This is a genomic window from Polynucleobacter sp. AP-Nino-20-G2 (genome assembly GCF_018688235.1).
Classification (GTDB): domain Bacteria; phylum Pseudomonadota; class Gammaproteobacteria; order Burkholderiales; family Burkholderiaceae; genus Polynucleobacter.
Genome location: NZ_CP061313.1, coordinates 1,265,989 through 1,279,725, shown reverse-complemented (window position 1 = coordinate 1,279,725; position 13,737 = coordinate 1,265,989). Strand labels below are relative to the sequence as shown.

Annotated in this window: 15 protein-coding genes; 12 read left to right on the top strand and 3 right to left on the bottom strand. The window is 48.2% G+C overall.

Features of this window, described 5'->3' with window-relative positions:
• The 3 genes from FD960_RS06655 to smpB all read right to left on the bottom strand — a co-directional run bounded on the left by FD960_RS06655 (position 1) and on the right by smpB (position 2,997).
• Positions 1-1,008, bottom strand: coding sequence for an alpha-E domain-containing protein (locus FD960_RS06655; RefSeq protein ID WP_215298076.1), 1,008 nt, complete (start codon positions 1,006-1,008; stop codon positions 1-3).
• Between the two features lie 13 nt (positions 1,009-1,021).
• Positions 1,022-2,434, bottom strand: a complete 1,413-nt coding sequence (locus FD960_RS06650; RefSeq protein ID WP_215298075.1) for a circularly permuted type 2 ATP-grasp protein — start codon at positions 2,432-2,434, stop codon at positions 1,022-1,024.
• 110 nt (positions 2,435-2,544) lie between these two features.
• Positions 2,545-2,997: an SsrA-binding protein SmpB gene (gene smpB, locus FD960_RS06645; RefSeq protein WP_076022953.1), complete on the bottom strand. Its 453-nt coding sequence runs from the start codon at positions 2,995-2,997 to the stop codon at positions 2,545-2,547.
• Positions 2,998-3,023: 26 nt separating this feature from the next.
• Here smpB and FD960_RS06640 point away from each other — a divergent pair, with 26 nt between their 5' ends.
• The 12 genes from FD960_RS06640 to FD960_RS06585 are packed head-to-tail and all read left to right on the top strand — an operon-like array spanning position 3,024 to position 13,731.
• On the top strand, positions 3,024-3,458 hold the full coding sequence (locus tag FD960_RS06640; protein WP_215298074.1) for a type II toxin-antitoxin system RatA family toxin: 435 nt from the start codon (positions 3,024-3,026) through the stop codon (positions 3,456-3,458).
• Positions 3,448-3,798 carry an RnfH family protein gene (locus FD960_RS06635; RefSeq protein ID WP_215298073.1) on the top strand — a complete coding sequence of 117 codons (351 nt, stop codon included), beginning with the start codon at positions 3,448-3,450 and terminating at the stop codon, positions 3,796-3,798. Before FD960_RS06640 ends, FD960_RS06635 begins: the two co-directional genes overlap by 11 nt.
• 26 nt (positions 3,799-3,824) lie before the next feature.
• Complete coding sequence (guaB, locus tag FD960_RS06630; RefSeq protein ID WP_215298072.1) at positions 3,825-5,291, top strand: IMP dehydrogenase; 1,467 nt, start codon at positions 3,825-3,827, stop codon at positions 5,289-5,291.
• Between the two features lie 49 nt (positions 5,292-5,340).
• A complete protein-coding gene (gene guaA / locus FD960_RS06625; RefSeq protein WP_215298070.1) occupies positions 5,341-6,948 on the top strand; it encodes a glutamine-hydrolyzing GMP synthase in 1,608 nt (535 codons plus the stop codon).
• Between the two features lie 23 nt (positions 6,949-6,971).
• Entirely contained in the window at positions 6,972-7,796 is an 825-nt protein-coding gene (locus tag FD960_RS06620; RefSeq protein ID WP_215298068.1) for a ferritin-like domain-containing protein, read from the top strand.
• The gene (locus FD960_RS06615) at positions 7,789-9,699 is read left to right on the top strand and encodes a radical SAM protein (protein ID WP_215298066.1); all 1,911 of its coding nucleotides are present in this window, start codon (positions 7,789-7,791) and stop codon (positions 9,697-9,699) included. The genes FD960_RS06620 and FD960_RS06615 overlap by 8 nt, the downstream gene beginning before the upstream one ends.
• Before the next feature lie 45 nt (positions 9,700-9,744).
• Positions 9,745-10,443, top strand: coding sequence for a hypothetical protein (locus FD960_RS06610; RefSeq protein ID WP_215298065.1), 699 nt, complete (start codon positions 9,745-9,747; stop codon positions 10,441-10,443).
• Positions 10,419-11,147: a hypothetical protein gene (locus tag FD960_RS06605; RefSeq protein ID WP_215298063.1), complete on the top strand. Its 729-nt coding sequence runs from the start codon at positions 10,419-10,421 to the stop codon at positions 11,145-11,147. The genes FD960_RS06610 and FD960_RS06605 overlap by 25 nt, the downstream gene beginning before the upstream one ends.
• Before the next feature lie 28 nt (positions 11,148-11,175).
• Positions 11,176-11,829, top strand: a complete 654-nt coding sequence (gene queE, locus FD960_RS06600) for a 7-carboxy-7-deazaguanine synthase (RefSeq protein ID WP_215298061.1) — start codon at positions 11,176-11,178, stop codon at positions 11,827-11,829.
• 41 nt (positions 11,830-11,870) lie between these two features.
• Positions 11,871-12,335 (top strand): 6-carboxytetrahydropterin synthase QueD, encoded by a 465-nt coding sequence (queD, locus tag FD960_RS06595; RefSeq protein ID WP_215298060.1) that lies wholly within the window; start codon positions 11,871-11,873, stop codon positions 12,333-12,335.
• 8 nt (positions 12,336-12,343) lie between these two features.
• Positions 12,344-12,799, top strand: a complete 456-nt coding sequence (gene tadA / locus FD960_RS06590; RefSeq protein ID WP_215298058.1) for a tRNA adenosine(34) deaminase TadA — start codon at positions 12,344-12,346, stop codon at positions 12,797-12,799.
• Positions 12,796-13,731 (top strand): LD-carboxypeptidase, encoded by a 936-nt coding sequence (locus FD960_RS06585; protein ID WP_215298056.1) that lies wholly within the window; start codon positions 12,796-12,798, stop codon positions 13,729-13,731. Before tadA ends, FD960_RS06585 begins: the two co-directional genes overlap by 4 nt.
• The last annotated feature ends 6 nt before the right edge of the window (positions 13,732-13,737 follow it).

Sequence of the window (13,737 nt, the reverse complement as noted above, 5' to 3'; positions counted from 1 at the left end):
TTAGGCTACAGCCAATGGGATGAGGTAGGCGTTACTAAATTCATCAGCAACGTGATTGATTTGCTCTAAAAACTCTTCAATGAATTCTTCCAAACCTTGGTTAAAAACCTCATCAATATCTGAGTAGTCTAGGCTTGCCTTGAGTTTTCCCAAGAGACGTTCAATCTCTTTTGATTGTTGGTTCTTGACCTCTGAGATTAATGGAATGAGTTCATTCACGCAGCAAATCAACGAGCGCGGCATTTGCTTATTAAAAATTAAGAGCTGGGCAACTTGCTTTGGCGTTACTTGATCGGAATAAATTTGACGATAGATCTCGAACGCTGAAACAGAGCGCAATAGGGCGGCCCAATGGTAGAAATCAAAGAAGTCCCCATCCGCTCCATCAGCTAGCTCTATCGGCCCATCATTGCCAATCTTTATTTTGCTGTCGTTACGGAATACTTTTAGTGCCGCTTGATCTTCGTACTTTGTTTCTAGGATGCGGGCAGTATTGTCGGCGCGCTCTAGCAGTGTTCCTACATTCATAAAGTAGAACGATTCATTCTTTAGCATGGTGCCGTGCATCACACCCCTAAATAGATGGCAGCGGTGTTTTACCCAGTCAAGCAGTCTACTGGGATCGGCCTGGTTTCGCGCTTCAAGAATTCTCTGCAACTCCAGCCATGTTGTATTTTGAGTTTCCCAGGCTTCCGAAGTAATTCGGCCACGAATCACCCGGGCGTTCTCTCTCGCGGCAAATAGGCAGGACACAATGCTGGATGGATTGCTGGTTTCATAAATCATGAAGTCCAAGACATTCTCGCGATTAATCACATCGTAGCGACTTAAGAAAGACTCTTCTAGCTTGGAAATGGTCAGCAACTTCTTCCAGCTTTGCTCCAAAAATTCTGCGGGCTGTGGCAATAAGGAGGTCTGATGATTGACATCCAACATGCGAGCGGTGTTTTCAGCACGCTCTGTATAGCGAGCCATCCAATACAAGCAATCAGCGGTGCGACTCAGCATAAATTCTTATCCTCTATTCTTCCAGCACCCAGGTATCTTTAGTTCCGCCGCCTTGCGAGGAGTTCACGACTAAAGAGCCTTCTTTGAGGGCGACCCTTGTCAGCCCGCCTGGAACCATCTTGATGGTTTTTCCAGAAAGTACGAATGGTCGTAAATCGATGTGACGTGGCGCTACACCCGACTCCACGAAGGTAGGGCAGGTTGATAAAGCCAAAGTAGGTTGAGCAATGTACTTATCTGGATTGGCAATGAGATGCCCCCTAAATTCTTCTATCTCAGTCTTGGTGGATGCTGGTCCTACCAACATTCCGTATCCACCCGCTCCATGCGTGAGCTTGACTACTAGTTTTTCTAGGTTTGCCAGCGTGTAGGCAAGATCATCAGGTTTACGGCACTGAAAGGTTGGCACGTTGTTCAGAATGGGCTTCTCGCCCAGATAGAACTCAATCATGTCGGGGACGTAGGGGTAGATTGATTTGTCATCCGCAATTCCGGTGCCAATAGCATTGGCTAGGGTGACATTACCCGCGCGATGCGCCGAGAGCAGGCCTGCTACGCCTAAGGTGGAATCTGATCTGAATGCGAGGGGATCTAGGAAGTCATCATCGACTCGGCGATAAATGACATCGACCCGTTCAGGGCCTTGTGTGGTGCGCATGAAGACCTGTTCGTTCTTCACAAACAAGTCTTTGCCTTCCACCAGTTCTACGCCCATTTGTTGAGCAAGGTAGCTATGTTCAAAGTATGCGGAGTTGTACATGCCTGGGGTAAGTACGACCACATTAGGTTTTTTGACATCATCTGGCTTAACGGACCTTAAGCATTCCAACAAAAAATCTGGATAGTGCTCCACAGGTGCCACGCGATACTTTTGAAAGAGATCTGGGAAGAGGCGCATCATCATCTTCCGATCTTCAACCATATAAGAGACGCCGGAAGGTACGCGTAGGTTGTCCTCTAATACATAAAACTCACCTTCGCCAGCGCGCACAATATCAATGCCTGCAATTTGAGCGTAGATATCACGCGGTACGCTCACATTGCGCATTTCCGGGCGGTATTGCGCATTGTTAAATATCTGTTCCCCAGGAATAATTCCTGCTTTGATGATTTCTTCTTCGTGATAGATGTCATAGATAAAGCGGTTGAGCGCTTTCACTCGTTGACGTAGCCCGGCCTCGAGTTGCTCCCATTCCTTGGCGGTAAAAATGCGAGGGACTTGATCAAAAGGAATGGTCCGCTCGGATCCCAGATCGTCTCCGTAGACCGCGAATGTAATGCCTACTCGTCGGAAGATGAGATCAGCCTCAGCGCGCTTTAGACCCATGAGGGTGTCACTCTGTTGCTTTAACCAGTTATGGAAAGCTTGGTAATGGGGACGCGCTTTTCCGTTGGCGTCGAGCATTTCGTCAAAAGGCAATTTCATAGTTACAAACTACAGCCTCTGAAGGAGCGGAAATGCTGGGGGTGGAGCGGCTTGGTGCCTATGTGCACCAATTCAGTGCATCAATGCCTGGCTTTGAATCCTTTGTCTCGTCAGGCGTTTAAATCGCCTCTAGCGATACGGCCTTTTTGAACTTCCCATTCCCGCTCTTTGGTAGCCGCACGCTTGTCGTGCTGTTTCTTACCTCGAGCCAAACCAATTTCGCACTTCACATTCCCTTTGGAGAAGTGCAGGTTGAGGGGAACTAGGGTGTAGCCCTTTTGCTCCACCTTACCGATAAGCTTGCGAATCTCTATGGCATTGAGTAAAAGCTTGCGGGTGCGAGTGCTATCTGGAACGATATGGGTAGACGCTGAAAGTAGGGGGGTAATGTGACAGCCGATCAGGAATAGCTCCGCCTGACGGATGACGACATACGCTTCCTTGATGTGCACGCGACCTGCGCGGATGGCCTTCACTTCCCAGCCCTCCAGTACAAGCCCTGCTTCGAACCGTTCCTCGATAAAATAATCGAAGAAGGCTTTTTTGTTATCGACGATACTCATATTTATTTAGCTTCTCAAGATCGATTATGGCAGACGTCTACAAGACCGTTTTAATTGGCCAATCAGCCGACAGAATGTATGGCCTCGTTACTGACGTTGCTCGGTACCCGGAGTTCCTGCCGTGGTGCGGTGGCGTGGAAATATTCGAGCAAACCGAAACTGTCCTGGACGCCAAAATCAATATCCATTTCAAGGGTATTACGCAGTACTTTCATACCCGCAACGTTAATCATCGCCCCGAAACCATTGATATGATCTTTGTAGACGGCCCTTTTAAGTATTTTTCAGGGCAGTGGAACTTCATTCCCCTCAAGGAAGATGCCTGTAAGGTCGAATTTAAGCTCCATTGGGAGTTTAAGAGTGCCATTCTGGATAAGATCATTGGCCCTGTTTTTGGCCATATTGCGGGCACCTTCGTGGATTGCTTTGTAAAGCGAGCTGAAGATCTTGATGGTCAATAGATCGTTTGAGATTCTGATCTGTGACGCCCGGGCTGGAACCCCCCAGATCAACACCTTTCTGCTGGATGTCGTTCCTGGGGAGCAGCCTACAGTAGGGCTGGCTTTGCTACGGGCTGGGATTGCCAGCGGTCCAGACGATGAAGTCTTGGCGAGAAAAGGCTGTTTTGGGGTTTTTGGCAAGCGTAAGGACTGGGATAGCCCCATTTACCCCGGGGATCGCTTGGAGCTCTATTCCCCGCTCTTGGTCGACCCAAAGCTGGTCCGTCGGAAGAAGGCCAATCAGAACCAAGATGCTAAATTCCAGGCGGCCGCAGCTAAAAGAAAGGCTAGGAGGCTATAATCGGTTTTTGCGACTAGGGGTTTTGCATGCGACTCATTCAAAAAGCACTCACTTTTGACGATGTGCTCCTCGTACCGGCCTATTCATCGGTACTTCCTCGGGATGCCAGCTTGGCAAGTAAGTTAACTCGAGATATCTCACTCAATACACCACTGGTGTCTGCTGCTATGGACACTGTGACCGAAGGTCGTTTGGCGATTGCCATGGCCAGCGAAGGTGGTATTGGCATCATTCATAAAAACCTGAAGCCTGCAGAGCAGGCGAGAGAAGTGGCTAAGGTTAAGCGTTATGAATCCGGAGTTCTCCGCGATCCAATTACGATTAGTCCAGACGTTACTCTTCGCCAGGTTATTCAGCTTTCACGCGAACATGGTTTCTCAGGGTTTCCAGTTCTGACGGGCAAGGAAGTGGTTGGCATTATTACCAACCGCGATTTGCGCTTCGAAGAAGATTTGGATGCTCCAGTAAAAACCAAGATGACTCCCCGCGAGCGCTTGATCACGGTTAAAGAGGGCTGCTCATTAGAGGAGGCCAAGCGCTTAATGAGTCAGCATCGCTTAGAGCGCGTTCTCGTAGTGAATGATAAATTTGAATTGCGCGGCTTAATTACCGTAAAAGATATTCTTAAAGCCACTGAACATCCGAATGCCTGTAAAGACGGCGAAGGTAAATTGCGTGTTGGCGCAGCAGTCGGTGTTGGCCCAGACAATGATGAGCGTATTGAGCTACTGGTGCGCGCTGGCGTTGACGTGATCGTAGTAGACACTGCGCACGGTCATAGCCAGGGTGTATTGGATCGCGTCAAATGGGTTAAGAAAAACTACCCTCATGTTCAAGTGATTGGTGGAAATATTGCTACTGGTGATGCTGCAAAAGCATTGGCCGATCATGGCGCTGATGGCGTGAAGGTTGGTATTGGACCGGGTTCTATTTGTACTACTCGAATTGTTGCTGGGGTAGGTGTTCCGCAAATCACGGCAATCGTGAATGTGGCTACCGCACTCAAAGGCACAGGCATTCCATTGATTGCTGACGGCGGTGTGCGTTACTCAGGCGATGTTGCAAAAGCTTTGGCGGCTGGCGCAAGCTCTGTCATGATGGGCGGCATGTTTGCTGGTACCGAAGAAGCGCCGGGCGAAGTGTTCTTGTATCAGGGGCGTTCTTACAAGAGCTATCGCGGCATGGGTTCTTTGGGCGCGATGGCGGATGGCTCTGCGGATCGTTATTTTCAAAGCGATATCAGTGCGGCGAATGCTGAAAAGTTGGTTCCTGAAGGTATCGAAGGTCAGGTTCCATACAAAGGTAGCGTGTTAGCGATCTTGCATCAGTTAACTGGTGGTATTCGTTCTTCGATGGGTTACTTGGGTTGCAAGACGATCGATGAACTTCATGAGAAAGCGAATTTTGTGGAAATCACTTCAGCTGGTGTGCGCGAGTCGCATGTGCACGATGTGAAGATCACCAAAGAAGCGCCGAATTACCATATTGATTAACAAGTAAACAAAAGCTGAAATTAAGGCTGAATTAAAGACTGACCCTTTCGTGCACGACAAAATACTGATTCTCGACTTTGGTTCACAAGTAACTCAACTCATTGCAAGGCGTGTACGTGATGCGCGCGTGTACTCTGAAATCCATCCATATGATTGCGATCCAGAGTTCATTCGCAAATTCATTCAAGAGCAGGGTGGCAAAGGAATTATTCTTTCCGGAGGGCCTAGCTCTGTAACGGAAGAGGGTAGTCCACGCGCACCCCAGATCGTTTTCGAATTAGGCGTACCCGTTCTTGGCATTTGCTACGGCATGCAAACCATGGCAACTCAATTAGGTGGCGCAGTCGCTTCTGCCGAATCCTTGGGTAAGGCTCGTGAATTTGGCTACTCTGAAGTGCGAGCCCATGGCCACACTAATCTCCTGAAAGGTATTCAGGACTTTTCAACCAGTGAAGGTCACGGCATTCTCAAGGTTTGGATGAGTCATGGTGATTCAGTAACCGCACTGCCACCTGCATTTAAGTTAATGGCCTCAACAGAGTCTTGCCCCATTGCTGGCATGGCGGATGAAGAGCGTCGGTTCTACGCATTCCAGTTCCATCCAGAAGTTACCCACACCATCCAAGGCACAGCGATCTTAGAGCGTTTTGTGCATGACATCTGCGCCTGCAAACCAGATTGGGTGATGGGGGATTACATTGCCGAGGCTGTAGAGCGTATTCGCAAACAAGTTGGCGATGAAGAGGTCATCCTGGGTTTATCGGGCGGAGTGGACTCTAGTGTTGCCGCGGCCCTGATTCATCGCGCGATTGGCGATCAGCTGACTTGCGTGTTTGTTGATCATGGTCTGCTTCGTTTGAATGAAGGTGATATGGTCATGGAGATGTTTGCTCGGAACCTTGGAGTCAAGGTGATTCGAGTGGATGCCAAAGAGAAATTTATGTCTGAGCTTGCCGGTGTAGCTGATCCTGAAGCGAAGCGAAAAATTATCGGCAAAGAGTTCGTAGAGATTTTCCAGGCTGAGTCCGGCAAGATTAAAAATGCAAAGTGGCTTGCTCAGGGAACCATTTACCCGGATGTGATTGAGTCTGCTGGTAAGGGCAAGAAGGGTGCGCATACGATTAAGAGCCACCATAATGTTGGTGGTCTCCCTGAAGATATGCATCTGAAGTTGCTTGAGCCATTGCGTGAGCTCTTTAAGGATGAGGTACGTGAGCTGGGTGTCGCCTTAGGCTTGCCGCGTGAGATGGTATATCGCCATCCATTCCCGGGTCCTGGCTTAGGTGTTCGTATCTTGGGTGAAGTCAAAGCTGAGTTCGCAAGCTTGCTACAACGTGCTGATGCAATTTTTATCGAAGAGTTGCGCAGCACTATTGATGAAGTGAGCCAAAAATCTTGGTATGACCTTACCAGCCAAGCCTTCGCTGTATTCTTGCCGGTCAAGTCTGTTGGTGTGATGGGTGATGGCCGAACATATGAATATGTGGTCGCATTGAGGGCTGTTCAAACTCAGGACTTCATGACTGCACATTGGGCCCACCTGCCGCATGATTTGCTTGGCAAAGTATCTAATCGCATCATTAATGAAGTGCGTGGTATCAATCGAGTTGTATACGATATCAGCGGAAAACCTCCGGCAACCATCGAGTGGGAATAGGCGGCTGTAGTTCGCCATGACCCATGCTTGAGTTACGAGAAACAGCCCTCGCAATACTGGCAAACACCGATGCGCAGACTAAGGTAAGTCAGCTGTTTCAATTGTTTGATGAGTATCAACATCAACGCGTCAGCATTGATCTTTCTCGTACATTGGATGCTCGCAGTCTTCATCTCCCCGGGCGACCATTAAAGCCAGAACTAGTTCCACCGCTGCAGGTTCCCAAAAGAAGAATGGATACTCCTGATGGGCGCGCCATTTTGTGGCACTCGCTAGCGCATATTGAATTCAATGCCATGAATCTTGCTTTGGATGCAATCTGGCGTTTTCCAGATATGCCAAAGCAATACTATGAAGATTGGTTAAAGGTTGCCAAAGAAGAGGCCTACCATTTCAGCTTGGTGAACGAGCATATGCAATCGCATGGATTTGCATATGGGGATTTCCCGGCCCATAACAGCTTGTGGGAAATTGTTGAGAGAACAACCGATGCTGTAATTGCCAGGATGGCCTTAGTGCCCAGAACAATGGAGGCAAGAGGGTTAGATGCTGTGCCTGGCATTCGTGATCGCTTCAAGCAAATTAAAGATGCAAGAGCGGTTGAAATTCTAGAGATCATTCTGAGAGATGAAATCGGCCATGTACTGATTGGCAATCACTGGTTTAATTTTCTCTGTTCTCAAGATAACGTTTCCCCAATTGCGACTTATAGAGAATTGGCCAGAAAATATCAGGCGCCTGCCTTACGGGGTCCATTCAATATAGAAGCGCGTAAGCAGGCTGGTTTTACGGTAGAAGAATTAGATCTTCTTGATGCCGCTAGTAATAAAAAGCATGTACATGTCTGAGGCCAGGATGAAGGTACTCAGCCTCATCCCGCCGATGACGCAGTTAAATACTCCGTACCCCTCCACGGCCTACCTCACCGGTTTTTTGCGCTCTCGCGGTATTGATGCCGTCCAAGAAGACCTGGCACTTGCCTTGGTGCTGAGTTTCTTTACCCCCAAAGGCTTGGATGAAATTAAGAGTGCAGCCCTAAAGCTTGCCGAGGAGTATCGTAGCGCTCCGGTCAATTTCTTTCTGGATTATTTTGCGGATTATCAAAGCACGATTTCTCCAGTCATTGCATTTTTACAAGGTAGAGATAGCACCTTAGCCCATCGCATTAATAGTCGCGTCTTCTTGCCCGAAGGTCCACGTTTTACTTCTTTGGATAGTTACGACGACGAAGATGGTGGGGATTCTCTGGCATGGGCGTTTGGTGCATTAGGATCTCAAGATAAGGCGCGCCATTTGGCAACCCTGTACCTCAATGATTTATCTGATGTGCTGCGAGATGCTGTCGATGAGCGTTTTGAGTTCGTGCGTTATGCGGAGTCCTTAGCAAGTAGTCAGCCCACTTTTACTCCATTGGCGGATGCTTTGGAGGCCACCCCGACATTAATGGATTTGCATCTACAAAGTTTGACTAAGATTGCGATTGATCGGCATCAGCCAACACTGGTGCTCTTATCGGTACCATTTCCTGGTGCGATGTATGCAGCGCTAAGGATTGCCAAAACGATTAAATCCCATTTTCCAAAGATCAAGATTGGTCTCGGTGGTGGATATGTCAATACCGAATTGCGTGAGTTGACCGACCCACGCATATTTGATTTTGTCGATTACATCACTCTGGATTCTGGCGAGAGGCCATTACTTGCGCTCATTGAGCATTTGAATGGCAAGCGTTCCGCCGAAAGATTGGTTCGGACATTTATTCGGGATGATGCTGGTTTGGTTCGCTATATTCGGTGGCAAGAGCCTGATATCCCTTTTGAGGAGGTGGGAACGGCGACTTGGGATGGCCTGCCACTTAGCTCCTACCTATCCTTATTGGATATGCTCAATCCAATGCATCGACTATGGAGTGATGGTCGTTGGAACAAGCTCACGGTAGCTCATGGTTGCTATTGGAAGAAATGCAGTTTCTGTGATGTATCTCTGGACTATATTTCTCGTTATGAAACCGCCTCAGCCACTTTATTGGTTGATCGCATTGAAGCGATTATTGCGGAGACTGGGCAGACGGGATTTCATTTTGTGGATGAGGCTGCGCCACCAAAAATATTAAAGGCGCTCGCGGAAGAGTTGATACGTCGTAAGGTGATGATTTCATGGTGGGGCAACATTCGTTTTGAAAAAACGTTTACACCGGAACTCAGCGAGCTATTGGCACAAAGTGGCTGCATCGCAATGTCTGGTGGTTTGGAGGTTGCGTCCGATAGATTGCTCGACCTCATGAAAAAAGGTGTTTCAGTAGAGCAAGTTGCTCGGGTAACCAAGGGATTCTCGGATGCGGGAATATTGGTGCACGCCTATTTGATGTACGGGTTTCCAACGCAAACCGTACAAGAGACTGTTGATGCCTTGGAGTATGTGCGCCAGCTATTTGAAAATGGCTGCATTCAGAGTGGCTTTTTTCATCGCTTTACTTGTACAGTCCACTCACCAGTTGGCTTAGATCCAAAATCCTATGGAATAGATCTCGTGCCATTACCCCCAATTACTTTTGCTAAGAATGATGTGGCATTTATTGATCCAAGCGGCGTGGATCATGATGCGCTCGGTCTCGGTCTTAAGAAGGCGATTTATAACTTTATGCATGGTGTTGGATTTGAAGAAGATGCTCATCTTTGGTTTGATATGCCAGGCATTCCAAAGGCCTCAGTAGCGCGCAATAAGATAGCCAAAATCTTGAGGCATATATAAACTTTGTATTCAATCGCCATTTAATCCAATCCTGAGGATGTCCATATGAACTTATCTCGTCGCACTTTCATTTCATCAGCCGCCTTGATACCTGTAGCCTGTACTAGTTTGTCCTATGAGCATGGAATTCCGGTTGCACAGCCCAAACCGCTTCCAGTCATTCGTCCACCTCAGGTAGGGCAGGAGTGGACATATGTCAAGCGTAATGTCTTTGATGGAAAAACCTTGGGAGTGATTACCGAGCGTATTGCTAGTATTGCTTCTGTCATTACGATTGAGCGCACTTCTGGTGATGGAGTCGCTTTGCCTAGTGAGATTCAGACCTCGTGGGGGATGATTGCAACGGATACCCAGTGGGCCCATCTATTAAATTTCAATCCATCTCTGCCATTGTGGCCCGAACAACTCTCTACATCTTGGGCTAAACAGTTCAATACAAAATATAGTGTGGCTGGTTACCCCGGGTCGAATCTTCATTGGCAGGAATACATGAGCGTACAAGGCTGGGAAAAAATTACGGTCCCAGCAGGTGACTTTATTGCCTTGCGTTTTCAGAATCTGATTAATTATGAAAGTAATGATCCCAATAAGGTTGATTGCATTCGGAAAGAAACTGTTTGGTTTGCTCCTCAGATTGGTCGTTGGGTTGCCCGAGAGGCCTCTGGCTCCTATCAAATTCAAGGTCAAATTGGGGCGGTGATCTTAGAGGGTAGTTATCAATGGCAACTTACCTCCTACAAGTAAATTTCATTCGAAGGGCCTTAATTGGAGCGGTACCGGCGCTATTAACGGCCTGCATCTCATCACAGCCTTACCCGGTTGGTACGCCGCTTCCTCAGCCCGTAAAGCAAGTTCAAGTACGTGGACCTCAGGTGGGTCAAGAGTGGGTCTACCAGGTGCGCAGTGTATTTAATCAAGAGATCTTGGATATTGTTACTGAGCGTATTGTTGCAGTAGGTCCCCAGGTCCGAATTCAGCGAAGCGGCATCAAGGCAGGACCCCTCCCGGATGAAATGCAAGAGCCCTGGGGTTATGTTCTCCAGGATCCTCATTGGAGTCCCCCGCAGAAATTTGAGCGGGCACTCCCAATGTGGCCCGAGCAACTTACCGCAGGATGGTCGGGGTTTTATCGAACTCGCTATCAAGTACTTGGTTACCCAGGTAGCAGTTATTACTGGGGCTTAAGTATTTCTGCCCTTGGCTGGGAAGCTATCTCTGTGCCGGCAGGGCAATTTACCGTCCTCAAGTATCAAAATGAGGCCCCTTATTTTCAAAGCAATGATGTTTTTAGGCTGGCCAGTATTCGGCAGGAAGATGTTTGGTTTGCCCCGGAAATTGGTCGTTGGGCTATTCGCAGGGGGTATGGCCGGTATCTTTTGGCTGGAATGTTCTGGAACGATGCCCTGTGGGAAGACTATTTAGAGTGGGAGCTTGTGTCCTGGAAGTAAGCAAAGCGCTTAAAATCAGTCTCTACTTATGTATACCGTCAAAGAACTATTTCCAACCCTTCAGGGCGAGGGCGCTCAAGCTGGCCGTGCGGCTGTTTTTTGCCGTTTTGCCGGATGCAATCTTTGGAGTGGTCGCGAGGAAGATAGGGCTACAGCCGTATGCCAGTTTTGCGACACAGATTTTGTGGGTAGCGATGGTACCGGTGGCGGGAAATTTGAAACCGCCGCTCAACTTGCTGACGCGATTGAGAAAGCGTGGATTAGCACCTCAGCTGGGCCACAGCAACGCTATGTTGTCTTTACCGGTGGCGAGCCATTGCTCCAGTTGGATGGCGCCTTAATCGATGCATTACATGCCAAGGGCTTCGCCGTGGCTATTGAAACGAATGGAACGATCAAAGTGCCTCAGGGGATTGATTGGGTATGCGTTAGCCCAAAAGCAGGCTCAGATCTGATTGTGTTGCAAGCTGATGAGATTAAGGTGGTGATTCCCCAAATCGGACACACTTCCATTGAGGCATTATTGGCTCGCTTTGAGAAAATGGATTACCGCAATCGTTTTTTGCAGGCCATGGATGGGCCTAATCTCCAGGAGAATATGGCTTTGGCGGTTCGCCTTTGCCAAAAGCGGCCTTTATGGCGACTGAGTGTCCAAACTCATAAAATGATTGGTATTCGTTAGCCATGATGGCACGCGAATTTTAAGTATTCAGAAAAGTATCTATGACTAGTAAGCAAGCAGCAATTTCCATCACCCGTAGGCTCGAGTTTGACTCAGGACATCGCATTCCCAATCATGATGGCCAGTGTCGGCATTTGCATGGTCACCGTTACGCTATTGAGATTACCTTGACGGGAGATGTTGCTAATAATCCAGGTAAGGCGGATGACGGTATGGTCTTGGATTTTGGCGATATCAAACGCCTCGCTAATCAATACATCGTTGAGCCATGGGATCATGCTTTCTTGGTAGCAAAAGAGGATGCTGGTTTAGTGGCGTTCTTAAATTCGATGCCTAACCACAAGACCGTCATCATGGACCATGTGCCTACAGTAGAAAACTTGGCAACTGCCGCCTTTCAGATATTGGAGCCAGTGTTTCAGAAGGCGTTTGGTGGGCGCTTAACGCTTTCAGCGATTCGCCTTTATGAAACCCCCAATTGCTGGGCTGATGTTTCTCACCCCTAAGACTGAATATGCAAGCAGAGCTTGACCGCCAGTTTATGCAGCAAGCTTTAGATCAAGCGAAGCTTGCCGCTCTTGCAGGTGAAGTTCCTGTGGGTGCCATCTTGGTTCGTGATGGTCAGGTTATTGCAAAAGGCTTTAATAAACCCATTAGCAATAGCGACCCCAGTGCGCATGCGGAGATGATGGCCCTCAGAGCCGCTGCTCTAGAGGAGAAAAATTATCGTTTGCCTGGCACCACGCTCTATGTCACTCTTGAGCCTTGCACAATGTGTGCGGGTGCCATGTTGCACGCCAGGGTAGATCGGGTTGTATTTGGAGCGCAGGATCCTAAAACAGGAGCGGCAGGAAGCGTCCTCAATGTATTCTCAGAAAAGCAGATTAATCACCAGACTCAGGTAGAGGGTGGAGTGCTTGGCGAGGAGTGTGGTCAGGTATTGCGTGATTTTTTTAAGGAGCGGCGTTGAAATACATTCATTTGATTGCTCCTTCTGGAGCGAGTTTAGATGCCTCAAGTCCTTTAGCTGGAATTGAATGGTTACGTCAGCAAGGTATTGAGGTTAAAAACGCTGATTGCGTTAAGCGTGTTGACCAACGTTTTTCAGGTACTGATGCAGAGCGTTTATCTGAGATCAATCATCTTGCTAATCTATCGCCAGATGCTGTAGTTGTAGCGATGCGTGGTGGTTATGGGCTACATCGCTTGCTCCCCAAAATCGAATGGGGCTCTATTGCTCAGTCAATCAAAAATGGCCTGCAAATTTGTGGTCATAGCGACTTCACGACCTTTCAGGTGGGATTATTGGCAAAAACGGGTGCCATTACTCTCGCTGGTCCGATGCTCAATTTTGATTTTGCTTGTCAGGGTGAAGGCGGTGCCCCTAATGCCTTTATGTGGCAGCATTTTCAAGACGCCATTGCTAATCGCAAATTAGATTGCACCATTAGCGCTCCACAGATATATTTAAACTCACCAGTGAGCGGCAATGCTTCAGGGATATTGTGGGGCGGTAATTTAACTGTGCTCGCTGGATTGGTGGGGACGCCTTATCTCCCAAGTCGCGAACAAACTCAGGGCGGCATCTTATTTATAGAGGATGTGAACGAGCATCCTTACCGCATAGAGCGCATGTTGATGCAATTATTGGATGCTGGAGTGCTGGGGAACCAAAGCGCTATTTTATTGGGCGGATTTTCAGCTTACCGACTTTACGATAACGACCGTGGATATTCTTTGGATGCCGCCATTAAGGCAATCATTGAAAGATTGCCAAAGCATATCCCTGTATTAACTGGCTTACCTTTTGGGCATCAAGCAGAAAAGTTGACTCTGCCAGTAGGCGCGCAAGCGCACATTCAATATGATGAAAAAGGTTTTAGTATCAACTCTCAGTGGTAGGGAGTT